Raw genomic sequence first — 19,587 nt, forward strand, 5'->3', positions numbered from 1 at the left:
GGTTCCTATCGTTTGTGCACCAGCAGATCCCTTCATGCGTTCACCCTCGTCCCCATCGGATGCCGTGGTGATCGTTGGCGGTGGATTCGGTGGACTGTTCACAGCACTTGCTCTTCAACGACGGCAGCCCAACTGCCCCATCGTTCTGATCGAACCGCGGGATCGCTTTCTGTTTCAACCGCTGCTGTACGAACTGCTCAGCGATGAACTTCAAGCCTGGGAAGTGGCCCCCCGCTACGACCAATTGCTGAACAACGGCATCTGCTGGATCCGAGACAGCGTTGTTGGCATCGATCAAACCAGCCAAAGCATCGAATTGGCCTCCGGAGACCGCTTGAGCTGGTCGCAACTGGTGCTGGCGACGGGCTCGAAAGCCAATGATTTCGGCATTCCAGGCGTCAAGGAACACAGCTGCGGCTTCCGTGACCTCGGCGATGTGCGCCGCCTCAAGCAATGGCTCAGCAATCTGCACCAGCAACGGGATGAAGATGCCGGACTGATCATCGTTGGCGCAGGACCCACCGGCGTTGAGCTGGCCTGCAAGCTGGCGGATCTGATCGACGGTGCCGCCAGCGTTCGACTGGTGGAGATGGGCGATGAAATCCTTCCCGGCAGCACAGCGTTCAATCGGGAGAGAGCCCAGGCAGCACTGGAATGCAAAGGAGTGGTGGTCCAGCTCAACACCAGCGTGAGCGAAGTGAAGTCCAGCAGTGCTGTTCTTGCCGATGGTGCTGTTCTGCGTCACGCAGGGCTGGTTTGGACCGCAGGAAGCAGTCCCTCCATCCCCGCCATTTCACCCACACCTGTGCTGGAACGAGGGCGTCTGGCCGTTGACGATGACCTGCGCCTGGTGGGCTGCACCAACACGTTCGCCCTCGGGGATCTCTCAGCCCGGCCTGGCAGCCCTTGGCCCGCCAGCGCCCAGGTAGCGATGCAACAGGGCGATGCCACTGCCGCAGCCATCGCGCAGCTGCGGATGGAGGAAGAGCCACAAGCCTTCCAGTTCGAGGACCGCGGCGAAATGCTCAGCCTCGGTATCGGCGAGGCCACCCTCACCGGCATGGGGCTCACCCTGGCCGGCCCCTTGGCCTTCCAGTTGCGACGAGCCACTTATCTCACGCGCCTGCCAGGGCTATCTCTGGGTCTGCGCTCAGCAGGCGCCTGGTTGTTGAACCGTTGAAGCAATCTCACCTCGGCGGGCGTTGCCGTGGTCTTCGCCCCAGCCAGCAACGCCAGCTGGAGCGGTTGAGCCATCGCCGTCATCCCGAAGACTGCGGTGCCGATCTGCTGAGCCTCGAACGCTTGGCCGACTTGGTGCTGGATCTGGAGATGGCATTGCATCTGGTGCTGGACGGCCGTGGCCTCTGCCGCCTGCTCTGGCTGGGGCCTCTCACCGGCAGCGATTCTCTGTTACGACACCTACCGGCGACGCCGCGGCGGAGCAGCGGGGGATGGCGACTGATCAGCTGCCCTTTTGCCCGCAAAGGGCTGCACTCAGATTCCCGCGACGCCGTGGTCGCCCTCGACATCGCCCCTCGGCACTGGCTGCGCTTTGCACCATGCCCGGCGGCCGATGGAGCTCGCCCGGCCGAACTGTTGATCCCAGACCCGTCTCAAGCCGATGGCTGGAGACGGTTTGAACAAGGTGACCTGAGGGATCTTTGCGTCCTCACACCGGATGAACCCCAACCCCAAAGCATCAACGCCGCGGCCGGAGACGAGCGGGTGCTTCTGCTCACGCTCACCAGTGGCGATGAACAGCGCGATCAGCGGGATCTGGCTGAGCTCGAAGGCTTGGTGCGTAGTGCCGGTGCCGAGCCAGTAGCCCGGACCAGCCAGCGCCGGGGCCAAACCAATCCCCAGACGCTCTGGGGCTCCGGAAAACTTCAGGAAGCCGCCCTCGAGATCCGCCGCTGCCAGGCCTCCCTTGTCATCACCGACAGGGAGCTCACCCCCGTACAGGCCCGCAATCTGGAACGGCTGCTCAGCTGCCCGGTCTCCGACCGCAGTGAGCTGATCCTCGACATCTTTGCCCAGCGGGCCGGCAGTGCTGCAGGGCGACTTCAGGTGGAACTGGCTCAGCTGCGCTACCGGCTGCCGCGCCTGCTGGGACGGGGCAGCAGCCTGTCGCGGCAGGGCGGTGGCATCGGCACACGCGGCCCAGGGGAAACACAGCTGGAAAAGGACCGTCGGGCCATCAGCCGGCGCATCGAACGACTGCTTCGGGATCAACGCCAACTTCAATCCCACCGCAGCCGCTTGCGGGATCAGCGGCGTGGTCTGCCGCGGGTGGCGCTTGTGGGCTACACCAACGCGGGCAAATCCAGCCTGCTCAATGCCTTGTGCGGCAAACGGGCCAGTGCTTGCGTGCTGGCGGAGAACAAATTGTTCGCCACCCTGGACCCCGCCACGCGCAAACTCGACCTGCCCTGCCCTGGGGCACGCCCTCAACGGCTGCTGCTCACGGACACGGTGGGTTTCATCCGCGATCTCCCCGCCCCACTGGTAGAAGCCTTCCGCGCAACGTTGGAGGAGGCCCTGGATGCGGATGTGCTGCTGCTGGTGCTGGATCTTGCCGACCCTGACTGGCAGGGCCATCTGGACACGGTGCATCGCCTACTCGATGACCTCGGCAGCACCGCCCTGCGACGGGTGATCGCCAACCAGATCGACCGCTGTGAGGCGAGCGCGATTGAGGCGATTCATCAGCGGGAGCCCGATGCCCTGTTCCTCTCCGCCGTGCGGGGGGACGGGCTGGAAGGGCTGCAGCAGTGGCTGCGTGAACAATTTTTTGATCTCAGGGCAGAATCCCCGCAATTAACGACCGGCGACTCGCCGCCATGGCCGAGCTGATCAACGCTCTCCAGAACCCTCAGGCATTGATCACGCTGGCCGTGCTCGCTGTGGCAGTGGTGTTGTTCATCACCGGAGTGATTGCCCCTGAGCTCACCGGGCTGCTGAGCATGAGCCTGCTGATCGCCACCGGAGTGCTCAATCCCCAGGAGGCTTTGGCGGGGTTCAGCAGTCCTGCGCTGATCACCCTGCTGGGCCTGTTCCCTGTCTCCGCGGCTCTGTTCAAAAGCGGTGCCCTGGATCGCCTCAGGGCGCTGATCGCCTCGGAGCGGATCCGCTCCTCGCGCCGTCTGATCGCGCTCATGGCCTTCGTGATCGCACCGGTCTCGGGAGTTGTACCGAACACGCCCGTGGTGGCATCGCTGCTGCCCGTGGTCGAGGGCTGGTGCCAAAGGCGCGGCATTTCACCATCCCGGGTGCTGTTGCCCTTGTCCTTTTCAACGGTTCTAGGGGGCACTCTCACCCTGCTGGGCAGCTCGGTAAACCTGTTGGTGAGCGACATCAGCGAACAACTGGGCTATGGCTCCCTTGATCTGTTCAGCTTCACCCTGATCAGCCTACCGGTCTGGCTGGCTGGGGCCATTTACCTGGTGATGGCTCCCCGCGTCCTGTTACCGGACCGTGGTGCCAGCAGTGACGACCTCGGAGGCAACCCCAGGGACAGCAGCTACTGCACGGAAGTACGCATCCCCTCAAACTCTGAATTGGTGGGCCGCTCTCTCCGGAACAGTCGACTGCAACGTCGCTTTGATGTTGACGTGCTGGAGCTGCAGCGTGGAGGGGAACGGCTGCTCCCCCCCCTGGCGGACCGTCGGCTTGAGGCTGGTGATCATCTGCTCTTGCGCGTCACCCGCCCAGATCTGCTGCGTCTTCAACAAGATCACACGGTTCAACTCACAACCCAGGGCCGAAACGCAGGGTTCAGGGTGAACACCGAAGAATCCAGCGGCCAGAAAACCGTAGAAGTGTTGCTGCCGGCTGGCTCCACTCTTGCCGGCGCCAGCCTGAGAGAGTTGCGGTTCCGGCAGCGCCACAACTCCACAGTTCTTGCTCTACGCCGCGGCCAAGACACCGTTCAGGAACGCCTCGGCCAGGTGATTCTGCGGGAAGGAGATGTGCTGCTTCTGCAGGCACCGATCGATTCCATCCGCGGCCTGCAAGCCAGCAACGATCTTCTGGTGCTGGATCGGCTTGAGGATGACCTCCCCACAGTGCGGCGCAAGCCCGTGGCCATCAGCATCGCGATCGCCATGCTGGTGCTGCCAAGCCTGACCCCCATCCCCCTGGTAGCGGCGGTGCTCCTTGCCACGGTGAGCGTGGTCGCCACCGGCTGCCTTCGCCTTGGTGAACTGCAGCGTTCGATCCGGCTGGACGTGATTCTGCTGCTGGGCTCCCTCACCAGCTTCAGCGTTGCCATGCAGAGCACGGGCCTCGCCGATGCCCTCGCCCTGGTGCTCCAGCAGGGGCTGGCGGGCTGGCCGAGCTATGCCGCTTTGATGGTGGTCTTCATCGGCACCACGCTCTTGACCCAAGTGATGAGCAATGCCGCCTCGGTGGCCCTGCTGGCGCCTGTCGCGGTGCAACTGGCCCCGTCCCTGCAGCTGTCTCCCACCTCCTTGCTGATCACAGTGCTGTTCGGTGCGAGTCAGTCCTTTCTCACCCCCGTCGGGTACCAGACCAATTTGATGGTGTTCGGTCCAGGCCGTTATCGCTTTCTGGACGTCACCCGCTACGGAATTGGCCTGACGCTGATCATGACCATCATCGTGCCGGCCTTGATCCTCTGGCATTACGGCGGATCCTGAACAACACTGGTCAGATCTCGCGCGCTCCTGTGCCGATCGGAAGGGCCATCGAACGCAGCCAGGGCTGGCATCGTCGGCTCACGGTCCCCCAGTTCACCGTGGTGACTGGATTGCTGGTGGTGCTGATCGGCACGTTGCTACTGGCTACTCCGCTGTGCTCCTCAAGCCGCGTGGGGCTTTGGGAAGCTCTGTTCACAGCCACATCAGCCATCACCGTGACGGGCCTGTCGATCATCGACATCGGCACCGATCTCACGACCTTCGGCCAGGTGGTGCTGGCCCTGATGATCCTGGCGGGGGGCCTTGGCTTGATGGCCATCACCACATTTCTCCAGGGCTTCGTGGTGCAGGGGACAGCCCTGCGCCGCCGGCTGGATCGGGGGCAGGCCCTGGATGAATTCGGCGTTGGGGGCGTTGGGCGCACATTTCGTGGCATTGCCCTGACGGCGACGCTGGTGATCCTGGTGGGGGCTGTGATCCTGTATCACTTCGGCTTCGATGACATCCCCAACCAGGGCGAACGCCTCTGGGCTGCGCTGTTCCACAGCATCTCGGCCTACAACAACGCGGGGTTCGGACTCTGGAGCGACAGCCTCGAGCGCTATCGCAGCAACGGGGTTGTGAATGCCGTGGTGATGCTGCTGATCGTGGCCGGCGGCCTGGGGTGGCGGGTCACCAGCGATCTGACCACACAGCTGCTGCGCAGACGGCGAAGCCGGCGGCGGCTGAGCCTGCACTCCCGCCTGGTGCTGCGCACCACCCTGCTCCTAATCGTCTTCGGGGCAGGGGGTCTGACCCTGACGGAATGGTTGAACCAGGGGGAGATCTTCGCGGGCATGCCCTGGTCTGAACGCTGGCTCACAGCCCTGTTCAAATCCGTCACGGCACGCACAGCCGGCTTCAGTACTCTTCCGCTCTCGCTCGACACCGTCACCGAATCGAGCCTGCTGTTGCTGATGGTGCTGATGTTCATCGGGGCCAGCCCGGGCGGCACCGGTGGTGGAATCAAAACCACCACTGTGGCCGCCTTGATGGCGGCCACCCGCTCCACCCTGCGGGGCCGGGAGGTGGTGGTAATCCGCAACAGAAGCATCAGCGACAAGGTGGTGCTGAGGGCCGTGGGCATCACGGTTGGCTCCCTGCTGTTCGTGATGGCCATGGCGATGCTGATCAGCATCGCCAGCAATTTGAACGGGAAGGATTCATTCACCTTTATGGAAATGCTGTTCACCTGCATCTCCGCTTTTGCCACGGTGGGCCTGGATCTGGGAGTCACCGTTGAACTCCCCCGTTTCGGCCAGGCCGTGCTGATGGTGGGAATGTTTGTGGGACGGCTGGGGATCCTGTTGCTGCTGAGTGCGATCTGGGAAGCGATGACGCAGGAACAAATCCAAATGAATCGCCAGAATCGAGTCGGTTACCCCAGCGAGGATCTGTATGTCTGAGCGTGATCAGCGGGGGAGGCAGCGATGAAGGAGTGGTGGCAGTGGAGCCCGGCCCAGGGCAGCGAAAGACTCGGCTTCGCGATCATCGGCGTGGGCCGTTTCGGCATCGCCGTTTGCCGGGAACTGCTTCAGAACGGAGCTGATGTGCTGGCTGTGGACCGCTCAGAGCGGGCGGTGGATGAACTGCGTCAGGTGGAGCCCAGCGTGGAGGCCCGCGTTGTGGACTGCACCGACGAAGAGGCCCTGCGCGAGGCCGGCGTGCTCGACATGGGCACCGTGGTGGTGGCGATCAGCGAACCGATCGAGGCCAGCATCACCGCCACCTTGATCGCCAAAGACAGTGAAGGAAGCCGGGTGCGCCAGGTAATTGCCCGGGCGACGAGCGACCTCCACGAAAAAATGCTGAAACGGGTGGGGGCCGACCGCGTGATCTTCCCCTCGCGCATGCAGGGCGAGCGCCTCGGCCTTGAACTGGTGCGCCCCAACCTGATGGAGCGGCTGGCCCTAGATGAACAGCACTGCATCGAGGAGATCAAGGTTCCGGAACCCTTTGTGGGGCGGTCGCTCCGGGATCTGAATCTGCGCAAGAACTTCAGGGTGAACGTGCTGGCGGCAGGACCGCAAAGCAGCCTGATGGTGAATCCACCGGCATCCCACGTGCTGGAGGAGGGGCACCTGCTGGTGGTGATGGGACTGGTGGACGACCTGCAACGGCTCCCAAAACACTGAGCCGATGCACTGCCTCGGGCTGATGAGCGGAACCAGTGCTGACGGCGTGGATGCCGTGCTGGTGCACTTCGACGGCTCACCTCAACATCCGCAGTGGTCCTTGCTTCACCACCACCATCAGCCCTACCCGCTCGAACTGCAGCAGCAGGTGGTGGCAGCCGGCCAGGGTGCAGCGATGCCGGCATCCCGCTGGCTGGAGCTGGCGGAAGCCATCACGGAGGTTCAAGCCCACGCAGTGCAGGCCTGCGACCCCGATGCAACAGCTGAGCTGATCGGTTGCCATGGCCAGACCGTCTGGCACCGCCCGCCGGCCCAAGGGGCACGGGGGGCCAGTTGGCAGATCCTTCAGGCCCCGCTGCTGGCCCATCTGCTGCAAAGGCCGGTGGTGCATGACTTCCGCGCCGCTGATCTGGCGTTAGGGGGACAGGGAGCACCACTCGTGCCTCGGGCCGATGCGGCACTGCTGGGGCGCACACAGGGCTGGCGGGCACTGCTGAACCTGGGCGGCATTGCCAACCTCACCCTCATCCCCCCCTGCGGTGGAGTGGATCGGCATGCCGCGATCTTGGGATGGGACTGCGGCCCCGCCAACAGCCTGATTGACCTGGGCATGCGCCAGTTCACCAATGGCGCCCAAAGCTTCGACAAGGGTGGAGCGATGGCAGCTCAGGGCCATGCGGATGAGGGCTGGATCCAGCGTTGGCTCCAGGAGGAGTACTTCCAGCTGGCACCACCGAAATCCACGGGACGGGAGTGTTTCGGGCAGGACGACCTCAACCGGCGGCTACGTCAGCTCGGTGGAGCCTCAGCGGCAGATGCCATCGCCACCCTGACGGCCTTTTCCGCCGCTGTGGTTGCCCAAGATCTGGCACATCTGCGCCAGAGCGTTGGGATCGCACCGATCGAACTGATCACAGCCGGAGGTGGCAGCCAAAACCCGGTGTTGATCGATGAGCTGCGGCGGCGCTGCCGAGGCGCACAAATCGATGCGAGCAGCAGCCTGGGGGTGCCGACGGAAGCCAGAGAAGCGCTGGTCTTCGCGTTGCTGGCCTGGTGGCACCACAGGGGGCATCCCGGCAATGTGCCAGCCGTCACCGGAGCCTCTCGGGAGGCCGTGCTCGGCACGCGGGTGGAGCCGGCCTAACCGGGCCGGTGCAGGCGCAAGCGCCGGGGGGCGCCCCGCAGACGGCGGGGCTGCTGTGATTCCAGGGCGGACCGCAGGCGCTCCTCGCGGGTCGGCGGAGGTGCGGACGCCTCCAACTCCTGCTCATGGCGCTGAACCCCTTGCTGGATCAGCACCCTCGCCATGTTGCTCACCGTGCGGGATTCCAGCTCCGCCATCGCCGTGAGACGCGCGCAGAGATCTTCAGGCAGAACCACCTGAATTCTCGGGGACTTGGGCTTCCCGCTGGATGAGGTCTGACGGGTGGGCACGACCGGATCCCCTGGGAGGAGCTCTGCTACTAAAAAGTGTACAGAGATGGTCAAGGGTAGTATCCATGACTATGGTGGGGGCATTGGTCCTCCTCGGAGTACCCCATGACCCAAGCCACACCTCGCTCCCGTCGCAGCCCAGCCGGCACCCGCGCTCGGTCCCGACGCCCTCGTCGCAGCGCTGAAAACAGCGACGTGCTGGTGTCAGCCGTGATCAGCACCTATCTGCTGACCCACCTGCACCACGTGTTGCAACGGGCCGAATACGGCGCTTCCCAGGAAGGGCGCAGCACCCAGGCCGCCAACTACGCCCAACTGCGCAAGGTGCTCTGCATGGACGCTCGCAGCATGAAGGACGCCTCGGCCCTGGGGCAGCACGATGACGGCATCGAACAAGCTGCCTGACAAGACTCTGCGTGCTGAATAGCGTTTGAGCAGTTGCTCAGATCGCGATGGCTTCCAACGCCGCATCGCTGTACGCCCGAATCAGCAGCAATCCGGAACAGACCCAGGCCCTGTTCCGTCAGGCGCTCCAGGATCCCAACGGCGCCATGGCCAGCATCTGCAGCCTGGGCGAGCAGCTGGGGCTTCCCGTGACAAGCCAGGAGGTGCGCGACCATCTGGCCAGCCTTGACGACGACGACAGCAAGCGCTGGCTGATCAAGGCGAGAGGCGGTCTGTGAGCTCGGGGGCTTCGGGCGTCAGAAGGGCCTGGGGCTCAGCGCGCTCACGGCGTTCGTAGCCGCCACCTCCGGCCCAACTGAAGAAGAGCAGATAACTCACAATCGCCAATCCCGCGGCCACCACGAGAGCGGCCAGCTGTTCCAGTTTCAGCATGGCGACCAGCCTCCGGGAACCTTTACCAGTTTGCCGACAGGGATGATGGGGGGCATCACGCCTTCCGCCGGTGCTGCGACTCGAAAACGTCAGCAAGATCTACCCCACCGGGGAAGTGCTCCGGGCCGTGACCTGGGAGGTGAAACCCGGAGACAGGATCGGTCTGGTGGGGGTGAACGGCGCCGGAAAGTCCACCCAGATGCGTCTGATCGCCGGGCACGAAGAGCCCACCAGCGGCCAGGTGGTTCGGCAGGGGGAGCCCCGCATCGCCTATCTCCAGCAGGAATTCGACGTGGACCTGGAGCGCACCGTGCGCCAGGAACTGTTTCAAGCCTTCGGCGAAGCGGCCGAGGTCATGAACCAGCAGCAGCAGGTGGAAGAGGCGATGGGCTCCGAACGGGCAGCGGAGGATCCCGACCATCTGGACCAGCTGATCCAAGAACTGGGAAAGCTGCAAAGCCGTTTCGAAGCACTGCATGGCTACGAACTCGATGCCCGCATCGACAAGCTCCTGCCCACGATCGGCTTCACCCCGGAGGGCGCTGAGCTGCAGGTGAAGGACTATTCCGGGGGCTGGCAGATGCGGATTGCCCTGGGAAAAATCCTGCTGCAGGAACCGGATCTTCTGCTGCTCGACGAACCCACCAACCATCTGGATGTCGAAACCATCCAGTGGCTGGAGAACTACCTGCTGGAGCAGAGCGCAGCCCTTGTGGTGATCAGCCATGACCGCACCTTCCTCGACCGGGTCTGCAATCAGATCGTTTCCACCGAACGGGGGGTGTCCCGCAGCTACCTCGGCAACTACACCGCCCACCTGGAGCAGAAACAACTGGAGCGGGAGGCCACACAGGCGGCCTTCGAACGGCAGCAGAAAGAGATCGCCACGCAACAGGCCTACATCGATCGCTTCCGCGCCAGTGCCACCCGCAGCACCCAGGCCAAAAGCCGTGAGAAGCAGCTGGACAAAGTGGAACGGGTGGAGGCACCGATCGAATCCGTAGCAGGGCCGAGCTTTCAGTTCCCGCCTGCCCCACGCTCCGGAGCCCAGGTTGCCCTGATCGACAACGTCACCCACAGCTATGGAGACAAAATCCTGTTCCTGGGGGCTGAACTGGAGGTGGAGCGGGGTGACCGCATTGCCTTCGTGGGCCCCAATGGTGCGGGCAAGTCCACCCTGCTGCGCCTGGTGATGGGGGTTGAAACCCCCGATGAAGGCAGTGCCCGGCTTGGGGAGCACAACGTGATTGCGGGCTACTTCGAACAGAACCAGGCCGAAGCCCTGGATCTGTCCAAGACCGTGATCGACACGATGTACGAAGCGGTTCCCGACTGGACCCAGACCCAGGTTCGTTCGCTGCTGGGCAGTTTCTGCTTCAGCAACGACACGGTGTTCAAGGAAGTCGGGAAGCTCAGCGGCGGAGAGAAAGCCCGTCTGGCCCTGGCCCTGATGCTGCTCACCCCCTGCAATCTGCTGGTTCTGGATGAGCCCACCAATCACCTCGACATCCCCGCCAAGCAGATGCTCGAGGACGCCTTGATGGCCTACGAGGGAGCCGCGCTGCTGGTCTCCCACGACCGCTATTTCATCTCCCGCGTTGCCAACAGCATCGTGGAACTGCGGGACGGCGAGCTGGTGATGTATCGCGGAGATTACAACTACTACCTCGAGAAGAAGGAGGAGGAAAGGTCAGCCGCCAAGGAGAAAGAACTGGCTGCAGAACGGGAAGCCAAGCGGAAGGCCAACAAGGAGAAGCAGAAGGCACGCAACGCCCGCCGTAAAAAGGCGGCCTGACTGGCATCAGGCGACGGCAACGAAAACTTCACACAGGTTTAGGCAGGAAGACTTATTTCTCTTTACCGGCTGTTTTCATCTGCATAGGCTGACAAAACCGACCCTCCAGCCCCGATGAGCATGGTTCCCGGCACCGGCAACAGCGAACCCGTTGGCGGTTCAACAGCCCCCGGTCCGCCCCCCCATGAGCAGACCTGGGACGCCGTGGAAACCTATTTCCAGTGCATCACCACCTGTTCGCTCGACGATGGCGAGTGCATCACCCAATGCGTCGAACAACTGAGGGACGCCGACGACGCCTGAGCCAAAAGCTTCAGCCAGGGGCCAAGGCCGATAAATCGACGGGCTTGACGTTGATCGAGACCCGCTCCTGAGCTCGCTGCACCTCGAGCACAACCTTGGCACCGACACCGCGGCGTTCAATGGCACTCACCACCGCAGCTGGGCCATTAACCACCTGGCCATCGAAGCGAAGGATCACATCATCCACCTTGAGCCCGGCGCGGTCCGCCGGCCCCCCAGGTTGAACAGCGCGAATCACCGCCCCTGGCGGCACCGGGGAGGTGGGGGTGGGCCGGGGCACCGGCGACAGACGGATGCCGATCACCGGATGACGGGCCTTGCCGCTGGCCACCAGCTGCTGGGCAATGGTTCGAGCCCGATTGATCGGGATGGCAAAACCCAGACCCGCCCCAGGCCCTGATCGCACCAAGGTGTTGATGCCGATCACCTCACCATCGGCATTGAGCAGTGGCCCACCCGAATTACCAGGATTGATGGCCGCGTCGGTCTGAATCAGGTCAAGACGTTTGCCGGAAATTCCCAACTGGGCAACGTTGCGGTTGAGGTTGCTGATGATTCCCAGAGTCACCGTGCTCTCCAGGCCAAAGGGATTGCCCACGGCAATCGCCCAGTCGCCCACGCTGAGCCGGTCGGAATCCCCCAGATCCGCGACCGGCCAGGGCCCGGAGCCCTCCAGGCGCACCACCGCGAGATCGGTGAGGCTGTCTTTGCCCACCACTCGGGCAGGCACCCTCCTGCCATCGGAGAGGTCCACGGTGAGTTGATCCGCCCCCTCCACCACATGGGCATTGGTGAGCAACAGGCCCTTGGCATCGAAGATCACTCCACTGCCTTGGCCGCGCTGGACCCTGGAGCGCGGAGCTGTGGCGCGTGGGATGCCGAAGAAGTGGCGAAACAAAGGGTCCTGCATCAGGGCCGACGGCACACCCGCAACACTGGACTGATTGACGGTCCGCGCTGTCTCCAAGCTGACCACTGCCGGACCACTGCGCTTCACAGCGGCAGCCACAAACGAGCCGCGACGCATCTCCGGGCGCGCCTCGGCTTGCTGAGAGCCAACGATCAAGGGAAGCGACGACACGCCGGCCACCAGCAATCCCCCCACCAGAGCAGAGGCGACCAGCGAGCGGGACGGGGAGTTCACCACAGCTTCAGGGCGATCGACTGCCTCGACGCTACGCAGAGCAGATCCGAAAACAGCCACGTTCCGTGTCAAAGCTGTGACCACATGCGACCGGGGTCCCGATAGCGTGAGAATGCAGATATTCAGCTGGGTCGGAGGGTCATGCTCGGTTCGCTGTTTCCCCTCATCTACGGAGCGCTGTTCGTGGCCCTGTTGTGGCAGGCCTTCCGCGTGATGAGCAAGGGTTTCCGCGCTGCCAGCGGTCCGATCAACAGCGCGCCCAGCAACGCTCCGAACGACCGCACAGGCCAGGTCACCGTCCACCCAGAACTTCTGGACAGCGAGGGACGGATCACGGAAGAGGCCCTGCTGACGGTGCGCTTCGGGGGTGACGATGACGAAGCCTCGACGGCCGCGGGACCCGGCACTGAATAAATTGGGCGCTTGAAGTCGACAGGGGTCGCCTGAGTGGATCAGAGAACACGCATCGTTGCCGCGGTCATCAAAGGCCTCAAGCTGCCCCCACGGTTTCGGCTTCGGCTAATGAAGGAAGACCCCGTCCGCCTGGAATTGAGCCTGACTCCGGCCTACGGCAAGGACCCCATCACCGTGGGACTTGTGGAATCTCTTGACCTGGTGGCCCGTCGTGACCGGGAAGGCCGGATCCCCCGCGACCTTCAGGGCACCTGGGACTGGACCGTCCGCCACGGCCAGGTAAGCACCGGAGGCTGGAATCCCTATCTCAAGGAAGCCCTGCAGACCATGTTCGAAACCGGTCTCCCGGCCATCGTGTTTGAAGAACTCACCGGCGAGGAGTACCACCCCGTGGATGGGACCCGCCACGTGCGCTGATCCGGCACGGGTTTTCTGTAAAGGCGTGCGAATGAATGCAGCAATGCCACTGACAAGGGGGCTAGACCGGAATTAATCCGGCCTTTAAGAAAGTCTTCATGGCCTCCCTTGTCGTTTCCATCGGCCCGCTGGTGCGGCTGTTGGCGGCCGTCGGCGCCATCAGCAGCCTGGTGCTGTTCGGCCTGATGAATCTCATCCCGTGAATCGAGCGGCAACACCGCGTTGAGCCAGTTCCCGATCGACGCCCTGTTGGAGCAGATCTGTTCTGCGGTCCGCCCAGGGGAAACGGTTCTGCTCCAGGCACCGCCGGGGGCGGGCAAGACCACACGGGTCCCCCTGGCGCTGATTGGAGCACTGACGGAAGGCCAGAGCGTTCTTGAAGAGCATCAGAAAATCTGGATGATCGAGCCGCGGCGACTGGCCACCAAAGCGGCCGCCGCCCGTCTTGCCGAGAGCCTTGGAGAAGACATCGGCACGCGCATCGGTTATGCCGTGCGCGGGGAACAGAAGCGATCCAATCGCACCCAGGTGGAAGTGATCACCGACGGCCTCTTCCTGCGGCGCTTGCAGAGCGATCCCTCGCTCGATGGGGTGGGGTGCGTGATCTTCGATGAATTTCATGAGCGGGGGCGGGACGCGGACCTATCCCTTGCCTTGCTGCGCGAGGCGAGGCCTCTGCTGAATCCAGATCTCACCGTGATCTTGATGTCGGCCACACTGGATTTATCCGATCTGAGGGAACGGCTGCCCGAAGCAAAGGTGCTGGAAAGCCCGGGCCGCTGTTATCCGGTGGACACGCACCACCAACCACCACGGCCGGACGAACCCCTGCCAAAGCAGGTGCTGCGCGCCATCGAGCAACACGCCCTCGACCAACCGCAGGGCAGCGGGGTTCTGGTCTTCCTGCCGGGGCTGGCGGAGATTGAACGCTGCAGACAGATCCTGACGGCCGCCCCGTCCCTGCAGAACTGGAAGATTCAGGCGCTGCACGGTCAGCTGCCCTTGCAGCAGCAGAGTTCAGCCCTGCAGCGCTGCGACCCCAACCAGGACGGAAGCATCATCCTGGCCAGCGCCATTGCCGAGAGCTCCCTCACGATTGATGGGGTGCGCCTGGTGATTGACAGCGGCCTCAGCCGTCAACTGCGCTACGACCCCAACACCCGCATGGAGGGCCTGGAGACCACCGTCTCCAGCCTGGCCAGTGCAGAGCAGCGCCGGGGCCGGGCAGGCCGGCAATGCCCAGGCCGCTGCATCCGCCTCTGGTCACCAGCAGAGCAACAGCGGCGCCCCCCCTTTCTCCCCCCTGAACTGCTGCTGGCAGATCCCCAACCCGTGCTGATGGAACTGGCCCAATGGGGGGGCTGGACTAGGGGAAGAGCTGCCGTGGCTGGACCCTCCCCCCGCAGCAGCCATGCAAGAGGGACAGCACGGCCTGCAACAGCTCGGCCTGCTGGACCACGACGGCCGGATCAGCGAGCGGGGGCGGCTGATCGGCGGCCTCGGCGTTCACCCTCGTCTCGGCATGCTGCTACTGGAGGCCCATGAACAGGGCGCCCCCCAGCTGGGCTGTGACCTGGCGGCCATCCTCAGCGAACGGGATCCCTTTGATCGCCGCCAGATCGGCAGCGATCTCGAGGCCCGGCTCAACAGCATCCAGCGCCATCCATCTCTGCGAACGCTCAGCCAGCAGCTTCGCCGCCAACTGAAGCGACTGGGGGCCTCACCCCAGGAGCGAGACGCCTCCGTCAATGCTGGCGATCTGATCCTGGCGGCCTTTCCGGAATGGCTGGCGCAACAGCGTCCAGGCCAGGTCGGTCGCTATCAGCTGCGTCAGGGCCGCGGAGCCACCCTGCTGCCCTGGGATCCGCTCCAGGGCAGTCCAGCCCTGGCCGTCGCCAGGGTCGACATGGGCGGCCGGGACACGCAGATCCAGATGGCCGTGGCCCTGAGCCAGAGCACCCTGGAGAGCATCGCTGAGCGGGACGGCCACTGGCAGGACGAGGCCAGCTGGGATCCCGAACGCCAGCGGGTCCGTGCCGAACGCCAGCTCAAACTGGGGGCATTGGTGGTGCGCCGAACGCCACAACCTTCGCCAGCTGCAGCGCTGTGCCGCACCCTGCTGATCGAGCAGCTGAAGAAGGATGCCAGCCTTGATGCCCTGCCCTGGACGGGCAACAGCGATCAGCTGCGCCAACGGCTGGCATGGATGCACCAACAAGTGGGCGTCCCCTGGCCTGATCGCGATCTAACAACCCTGCTGGAGCAAGCCGACACCTGGCTTGGCCCCAGCCTGGAAGGCTGCCTGGGCTGGAGCGACATCAGCGCGACAGCCTTGGAAGAAGCACTCTGGGGCGATCTGGATTGGAGCTTCAGGCAACAGCTTGATGACCTGCTGCCGCGCCGCATCCCGATCCCCTCCGGCCGGCAAGCCACGCTGCTTTACACCGCCGACGAAGTGATCCTCGCCGTGAAATTGCAGGAGATGTTCGGATCTGACGACGGCCCTCACGTGCTGAATGGCCGAATCCCCGTCACGCTGGAGCTGCTCTCACCAGCCGGACGCCCCCTACAACGCACCCGCGCCCTCAAAGGCTTCTGGGAAGGCAGCTACCAGGAGGTGCGCCGGGACATGCGAGGCCGCTACCCCAAGCACCCCTGGCCCGAAGACCCCCGCCAGGCGCTGCCGACGGCCCGGACCAAGCGCAAATCAAATGGCCAGCAATCCTGACCAGAAAAAGCCCGGCGCGTAGCCGTTAACACACTCAACAAAACTCCAACCTTTGTTACATTGACTTACAACCAACCGGTTCAACCCATGTCTGACAACGCACGCTTCGGTTTCGTCAACTTCGCTGAGACCTGGAACGGTCGTCTGGCCATGCTGGGCATCGTGATCGGCCTCGGCACCGAGCTCCTGACCGGCCAAGGCATCCTGTCCCAGATCGGCCTCGGCTGATTTCCGCTCCGCGGATTCGCAGAACCCCTCGGCTCGCCCGGGGGGTTTTTTGTTGCCTCTCCACCAGCCACCGCTGATGCAGCACAGTGGGGAGGATTCCGCTGAGGCAGTCGTTGGCACCTCTTTACGTTCAGAACAGACGTGATGGATCAAGGCTGCTCAGCAGCGCCTTGGTGATCTGCACGATTGGTGCCACCCAGATCCACCAGCACTGGGGCGTTCTGCTGACCAGCATCTCGGCCGTTGTCTGCATCTACTGGGGTTACGCCTACAGCCGCCTTGAGCGTTGATCGTTTTCCGACCTATTCCGTTGCTGAGCTGAACACAGCCATCGGCAGCCTGCTGGAACGCGGCTTTGCGCCGCGTTTTTTGCTGGAAGCCACGGTCTCCCGACCTCAACTCAAAAAGGGCCACCTCTGGCTCACCCTCACCGACGGCTCCGCCAGCATTTCCGGTGTGGTGTGGGCTTCGAAGCTGGCCCAATTGAGCTTTCAACCCAAAGACGGTGACGGCGTCACCGTGGTGGGCAAGCTCAATTTCTGGGCAGCACGAGCCAGCCTCACCGTTCAGGCGCTGGACATCCGGCCAAGCCTCAGCACGGTGCTGCGCGACTTTGAACGGGTGCGGCAACTGCTGGAACAGGAGGGGGTGATCGACCCAAGCCATCAGAGGCCGCTTCCGAGACAACCCGCCTCGATCGCGGTGCTCACCAGCGTGCCCAGTTCCGCCCTGGCCGACATGCTCCGCACCGCGGCGGAACGCTGGCCCATGACGCGACTGATCGTGGTGCCCATTCCAGTGCAGGGTTCCGTGGCACCGACGATCATCAGCACCCTGGAAGCCCTGGCCGAGCGCACAGATGAGTTGGGACTGGACGCTTTGGTGCTTGCCCGCGGCGGTGGCAGCCGGGAAGACCTGGCAGTGTTCGACAACGAGGCGCTTTGCCGCCTCCTGGCGAACTACCCCATACCGGTGGTGACAGGCCTGGGACATGAGGATGATCTCACCGTCGCCGATCTGGTGGCAGACCATCGTGCAGCCACGCCCACGGCAGCGATCGTGGCCTTGCTGCCCGACCGTGAGGCGGAACGCCAGGGATTAGCGCAACGGCAAAACCGATTGAAAGACGCGCTGCTGGGGAGAATCCTTCGCGAGCGTCAGCGCCTTCAGGATCGAGACGTAGCCCTTCAACAACAGTCTCCTCTGGAAAAGATCCAACGCCAACGCCAGGCACTGGCTCAAAGGCACCAATTGCTCAAGGCACTATCACCGGAACGCTGGCTGAAACGCGGCTTGGCCCTGATCAGCAACAGCGCTGGCGATCCCATTTCAGATCTGGAATCCGTCAAAATCGGTGATCAGCTCAACATTCGAATGCGCGACGGAAGCCTTGAAGCCCGGGTCGATCAGATGCAGCCCAGTGCACCCAACACCTCCTCCTGATGAGCAAGCGCCAAGTCAAGAAAGAGCAACGCGATCGCATCGAAACGTGGCGAAAGGATGCTGAAGGACTGAGCTACGAGGAAGCCATGCAGGCTTTGGATCTACTTCTTGCTGATCTACAGAACGACAGTGTTCCGTTGGCGGACTTGCAGCAAAAAGTGCTCCACGGCGAGGTGTATCTAAGCCGTTGCCAGGCCCTGCTCGACAGCGTGGAGCAGTCGATTGTCGAGCTCGATCCCACAACTCTCAAAGCCACAACCGATGCGTAAAGCCCTGCCTTGGATCTATCTGCTTCTTGCTGTGTTGGGAGCGATTCTGCCCTGGAAGGCCAACCTGGAATTCATCGCCGAAAGCGGTGGGCAGGCCTTCGATCTGGCGCGATTTATCGCCGATGCCAGCAGCACAGCAGCGTCACGCTCCTTAAGCGCTGATCTGCTCGTGGGGGCCAGTGCCGTCACACTGTGGATCTGTGTGGAAGGACCACGTCAGAAGATCAAGGGCTGGTGGCTGGCCATCCCCTTGAGCTTCGGTGTGGCCTTTGCCTGCGCTGCTCCGTTTTTCTTGTTCTTGCGGGAACGGCAGCTTCAGGCTCAGGAATCGGAATCCACATCCTGAGCGACCACGTCAATTGTGAGGTCGCTGGCAGGCGCAGACGGGGCTGCCGCACTGGCCGTGCTGCCTCCCTCACTGGCGTAGGGAGTGCCGCAGACGGCACAAACTGCAGCCCCCTTCAGACCCGTGGCACCGCAGGCGGTACAGCTGATCATCCGAGACTGCAAAAGTTTCCAACCAATCCAACCAAGACCGGAAAGGATCAAAGGAAGTGCCAAAAGAGCCAGCAACACGCCACCGGCGAGATCAAGCAAGAGACGACCGGCAGCGGTTGGCAGCAGCAGGAGCAACACAACTCCGATCCACAACACTGCTGGTGATCGATTCATGGGCTTCAACGGAAGAGGTCCGTTGAATCAGCTTCGCAGAGTTGAATCAAAGTTCAAAGCGCCGCGCTGTTCGGTTCCCCGAGCCGGGGTTTCGCAAAACGAACTGCGGCCAATTCCACACTCAAACACTGGCCAAAATAAAGAATCACGCCCACCAACCAAACCCAAAGCGTTAACACCAAAACACCACCAATCACGCCATAAGCCTGATAGCGATTTCCCAGAGAAACAATACTCAAACTCAGAATTTTATTGAGAAAGGCGAGGCCGAATCCAATCAACAATGATCCTGGAATGAGAGGAATTGCAGGAACACGACGACTGGGCAAAACCACCTGAAGCAACCAGGCCATCAAAGACAAGATCAACGCGGGAACAAGGATCCGTCCGAGAGGAAGGATGGGGCTGGAGCGGACGATCCCCATCAAGCCAGGAAGGACGCCATCCAATAAACCAAGAATATCCTCAGGGAGTTGCCCAACGCTGAGCACCAACTGTTGAAAAACAATCAAAACAGATATGGCAAGAACCGTCAGGAAGGCTTCAACACGCGTTCTACAAAACTGCCCAACCTGTTGCCACCAAGATAAACCGATGGATGGCTCGGGCAGAATCTCAGACCACAAGCGATCAGCTCCTCGCTGGAGCGTTAAATAAGCATTACTCGCCGTAAGAAGCAACACAACAACACCGAGGATTCCAGCACCAAAACCTTGATCCACCAACCCACGCAAGGTGGAATCCACAAGACTGGTTGCTGACGGCGGCAAGACCTTCGTCACCGAGGCCAACACATTGTCCACACTGTCCGTTTTGCCAAACACCCTTGCCGCAACAGACAGGGCAATCAGAAGCAGCGGAAAAAACGACTGAAGAACGAAATACGCAAAAGCAGCACTTAAATCAACACACTCAGCATTATTCCAACGCTGACAAGCCTTCCAAATCTGGCCACTTAAACGTCGTACAAGTGAACGTCTTGGCACAGATGAGCGCAAAAGACCACTAAAACCTTACAACAAAAAAGCCACCTCATGGTGAGGTGGCTTCTTCGTGGGTGGTGATGGTGAT

At 62.7% G+C, this 19,587-nt stretch carries 22 protein-coding genes and 1 pseudogene; 18 read left to right on the forward strand and 5 right to left on the reverse strand.

Features of this window, described 5'->3' with window-relative positions; translation table 11 throughout:
• The first annotated feature begins 34 nt into the window (after positions 1-34).
• From DXY35_RS01735 to DXY35_RS01760, 6 genes are read left to right on the forward strand one after another with little or no spacing between them, the layout of a single operon-like run.
• Complete coding sequence (locus DXY35_RS01735) at positions 35-1,180, forward strand: NAD(P)/FAD-dependent oxidoreductase (RefSeq protein ID WP_115080637.1); 1,146 nt, start codon at positions 35-37, stop codon at positions 1,178-1,180.
• Entirely contained in the window at positions 1,177-2,853 is a 1,677-nt protein-coding gene (gene hflX / locus DXY35_RS01740; RefSeq protein WP_115080639.1) for a GTPase HflX, read from the forward strand. The genes DXY35_RS01735 and hflX overlap by 4 nt, the downstream gene beginning before the upstream one ends.
• Complete coding sequence (locus tag DXY35_RS01745) at positions 2,841-4,658, forward strand: SLC13 family permease (protein WP_115080641.1); 1,818 nt, start codon at positions 2,841-2,843, stop codon at positions 4,656-4,658. The genes hflX and DXY35_RS01745 overlap by 13 nt, the downstream gene beginning before the upstream one ends.
• Positions 4,659-4,687: 29 nt before the next feature.
• Positions 4,688-6,103 carry a TrkH family potassium uptake protein gene (locus DXY35_RS01750; protein ID WP_115080643.1) on the forward strand — a complete coding sequence of 472 codons (1,416 nt, stop codon included), beginning with the start codon at positions 4,688-4,690 and terminating at the stop codon, positions 6,101-6,103.
• Positions 6,104-6,127: 24 nt separating this feature from the next.
• On the forward strand, positions 6,128-6,832 hold the full coding sequence (locus DXY35_RS01755) for a TrkA family potassium uptake protein (protein WP_115080645.1): 705 nt from the start codon (positions 6,128-6,130) through the stop codon (positions 6,830-6,832).
• Between the two features lie 4 nt (positions 6,833-6,836).
• Positions 6,837-7,976, forward strand: coding sequence for an anhydro-N-acetylmuramic acid kinase (locus tag DXY35_RS01760; protein ID WP_115080647.1), 1,140 nt, complete (start codon positions 6,837-6,839; stop codon positions 7,974-7,976).
• Here DXY35_RS01760 and DXY35_RS01765 read toward each other — a convergent pair.
• On the reverse strand, positions 7,973-8,266 hold the full coding sequence (locus DXY35_RS01765; protein ID WP_115080648.1) for a hypothetical protein: 294 nt from the start codon (positions 8,264-8,266) through the stop codon (positions 7,973-7,975). The two genes, DXY35_RS01760 and DXY35_RS01765, sit on opposite strands and share 4 nt — an antisense overlap.
• A 105-nt stretch (positions 8,267-8,371) precedes the next feature.
• On the opposite strand from DXY35_RS01765, the gene DXY35_RS01770 reads away from it, so the two are divergent.
• Both DXY35_RS01770 and DXY35_RS01775 read left to right on the forward strand, forming a co-directional pair.
• The gene (locus tag DXY35_RS01770; protein ID WP_114988706.1) at positions 8,372-8,671 is read left to right on the forward strand and encodes a hypothetical protein; all 300 of its coding nucleotides are present in this window, start codon (positions 8,372-8,374) and stop codon (positions 8,669-8,671) included.
• A gap of 47 nt (positions 8,672-8,718) precedes the next feature.
• Complete coding sequence (locus DXY35_RS01775; RefSeq protein ID WP_115080650.1) at positions 8,719-8,949, forward strand: hypothetical protein; 231 nt, start codon at positions 8,719-8,721, stop codon at positions 8,947-8,949.
• On the opposite strand, the gene DXY35_RS12550 is transcribed toward DXY35_RS01775, so the two are convergent.
• Positions 8,927-9,103, reverse strand: coding sequence for a hypothetical protein (locus DXY35_RS12550; protein WP_170950479.1), 177 nt, complete (start codon positions 9,101-9,103; stop codon positions 8,927-8,929). The genes DXY35_RS01775 and DXY35_RS12550 overlap by 23 nt on opposite strands.
• A 70-nt stretch (positions 9,104-9,173) precedes the next feature.
• Here DXY35_RS12550 and abc-f point away from each other — a divergent pair, with 70 nt between their 5' ends.
• Complete coding sequence (gene abc-f, locus DXY35_RS01780; RefSeq protein ID WP_115080652.1) at positions 9,174-10,898, forward strand: ribosomal protection-like ABC-F family protein; 1,725 nt, start codon at positions 9,174-9,176, stop codon at positions 10,896-10,898.
• Between the two features lie 114 nt (positions 10,899-11,012).
• Positions 11,013-11,201, forward strand: a complete 189-nt coding sequence (locus DXY35_RS01785; protein WP_115080653.1) for a hypothetical protein — start codon at positions 11,013-11,015, stop codon at positions 11,199-11,201.
• 10 nt (positions 11,202-11,211) lie between these two features.
• Here DXY35_RS01785 and DXY35_RS01790 read toward each other — a convergent pair whose 3' ends face one another.
• Entirely contained in the window at positions 11,212-12,345 is a 1,134-nt protein-coding gene (locus DXY35_RS01790; RefSeq protein ID WP_244272850.1) for a trypsin-like peptidase domain-containing protein, read from the reverse strand.
• A gap of 141 nt (positions 12,346-12,486) precedes the next feature.
• Between DXY35_RS01790 and DXY35_RS01795 the strand changes: the two genes are divergently transcribed.
• The 8 genes and pseudogenes from DXY35_RS01795 to DXY35_RS01825 all read left to right on the forward strand — a co-directional run bounded on the left by DXY35_RS01795 (position 12,487) and on the right by DXY35_RS01825 (position 18,190).
• Positions 12,487-12,759, forward strand: a complete 273-nt coding sequence (locus DXY35_RS01795) for a DUF2973 domain-containing protein (RefSeq protein WP_114988711.1) — start codon at positions 12,487-12,489, stop codon at positions 12,757-12,759.
• A 33-nt stretch (positions 12,760-12,792) separates the two neighbouring features.
• Positions 12,793-13,176 (forward strand): hypothetical protein, encoded by a 384-nt coding sequence (locus tag DXY35_RS01800; protein ID WP_006851931.1) that lies wholly within the window; start codon positions 12,793-12,795, stop codon positions 13,174-13,176.
• Positions 13,177-13,398: 222 nt separating this feature from the next.
• A pseudogene (hrpB, locus tag DXY35_RS01805) lies at positions 13,399-15,904 on the forward strand (ATP-dependent helicase HrpB).
• Positions 15,905-15,991: 87 nt separating this feature from the next.
• The gene (locus tag DXY35_RS01810; protein WP_011365253.1) at positions 15,992-16,132 is read left to right on the forward strand and encodes a chlorophyll a/b-binding protein; all 141 of its coding nucleotides are present in this window, start codon (positions 15,992-15,994) and stop codon (positions 16,130-16,132) included.
• A gap of 113 nt (positions 16,133-16,245) precedes the next feature.
• A complete protein-coding gene (locus DXY35_RS12555) occupies positions 16,246-16,422 on the forward strand; it encodes a hypothetical protein (protein WP_170950480.1) in 177 nt (58 codons plus the stop codon).
• Positions 16,412-17,575, forward strand: coding sequence for an exodeoxyribonuclease VII large subunit (gene xseA, locus DXY35_RS01815; protein WP_115080657.1), 1,164 nt, complete (start codon positions 16,412-16,414; stop codon positions 17,573-17,575). The genes DXY35_RS12555 and xseA overlap by 11 nt, the downstream gene beginning before the upstream one ends.
• Entirely contained in the window at positions 17,575-17,844 is a 270-nt protein-coding gene (xseB, locus tag DXY35_RS01820; RefSeq protein WP_115080659.1) for an exodeoxyribonuclease VII small subunit, read from the forward strand. The genes xseA and xseB overlap by 1 nt, the downstream gene beginning before the upstream one ends.
• On the forward strand, positions 17,837-18,190 hold the full coding sequence (locus DXY35_RS01825) for a DUF2834 domain-containing protein (RefSeq protein ID WP_115009326.1): 354 nt from the start codon (positions 17,837-17,839) through the stop codon (positions 18,188-18,190). Before xseB ends, DXY35_RS01825 begins: the two co-directional genes overlap by 8 nt.
• Here DXY35_RS01825 and DXY35_RS01830 read toward each other — a convergent pair.
• Positions 18,166-18,516 carry a hypothetical protein gene (locus DXY35_RS01830; RefSeq protein WP_115080660.1) on the reverse strand — a complete coding sequence of 117 codons (351 nt, stop codon included), beginning with the start codon at positions 18,514-18,516 and terminating at the stop codon, positions 18,166-18,168. The two genes, DXY35_RS01825 and DXY35_RS01830, sit on opposite strands and share 25 nt — an antisense overlap.
• A gap of 53 nt (positions 18,517-18,569) precedes the next feature.
• Complete coding sequence (locus tag DXY35_RS01835) at positions 18,570-19,502, reverse strand: YihY/virulence factor BrkB family protein (RefSeq protein WP_115080662.1); 933 nt, start codon at positions 19,500-19,502, stop codon at positions 18,570-18,572.
• Positions 19,503-19,587 lie beyond the last annotated feature (85 nt).

This window comes from Synechococcus sp. N32 (assembly GCF_900473895.1).
Lineage (GTDB): Bacteria > Cyanobacteriota > Cyanobacteriia > PCC-6307 > Cyanobiaceae > Parasynechococcus.

Excerpts from the sequence above, each read along its gene's own strand:
- DXY35_RS01770 (WP_114988706.1), top strand. The coding sequence starts at position 8,372 with ATGACCCAAGCCACACCTCGCTCCCGTCGCAGCCCAGCCGGCACCCGC.
- DXY35_RS01775 (WP_115080650.1), top strand. The coding sequence starts at position 8,719 with ATGGCTTCCAACGCCGCATCGCTGTACGCCCGAATCAGCAGCAATCCG.
- DXY35_RS01810 (WP_011365253.1), top strand. The coding sequence starts at position 15,992 with ATGTCTGACAACGCACGCTTCGGTTTCGTCAACTTCGCTGAGACCTGG.
- DXY35_RS12550 (WP_170950479.1), bottom strand. The coding sequence starts at position 9,103 with ATGCTGAAACTGGAACAGCTGGCCGCTCTCGTGGTGGCCGCGGGATTG.
- DXY35_RS01755 (WP_115080645.1), top strand. The coding sequence starts at position 6,128 with ATGAAGGAGTGGTGGCAGTGGAGCCCGGCCCAGGGCAGCGAAAGACTC.
- xseB (WP_115080659.1), top strand. The coding sequence starts at position 17,575 with ATGAGCAAGCGCCAAGTCAAGAAAGAGCAACGCGATCGCATCGAAACG.
- DXY35_RS01795 (WP_114988711.1), top strand. The coding sequence starts at position 12,487 with ATGCTCGGTTCGCTGTTTCCCCTCATCTACGGAGCGCTGTTCGTGGCC.
- DXY35_RS01785 (WP_115080653.1), top strand. The coding sequence starts at position 11,013 with ATGAGCATGGTTCCCGGCACCGGCAACAGCGAACCCGTTGGCGGTTCA.
- DXY35_RS01745 (WP_115080641.1), top strand. The coding sequence starts at position 2,841 with ATGGCCGAGCTGATCAACGCTCTCCAGAACCCTCAGGCATTGATCACG.
- DXY35_RS01735 (WP_115080637.1), top strand. The coding sequence starts at position 35 with ATGCGTTCACCCTCGTCCCCATCGGATGCCGTGGTGATCGTTGGCGGT.
- DXY35_RS01830 (WP_115080660.1), bottom strand. The coding sequence starts at position 18,516 with ATGAATCGATCACCAGCAGTGTTGTGGATCGGAGTTGTGTTGCTCCTG.
- DXY35_RS01825 (WP_115009326.1), top strand. The coding sequence starts at position 17,837 with ATGCGTAAAGCCCTGCCTTGGATCTATCTGCTTCTTGCTGTGTTGGGA.
- DXY35_RS01760 (WP_115080647.1), top strand. The coding sequence starts at position 6,837 with ATGCACTGCCTCGGGCTGATGAGCGGAACCAGTGCTGACGGCGTGGAT.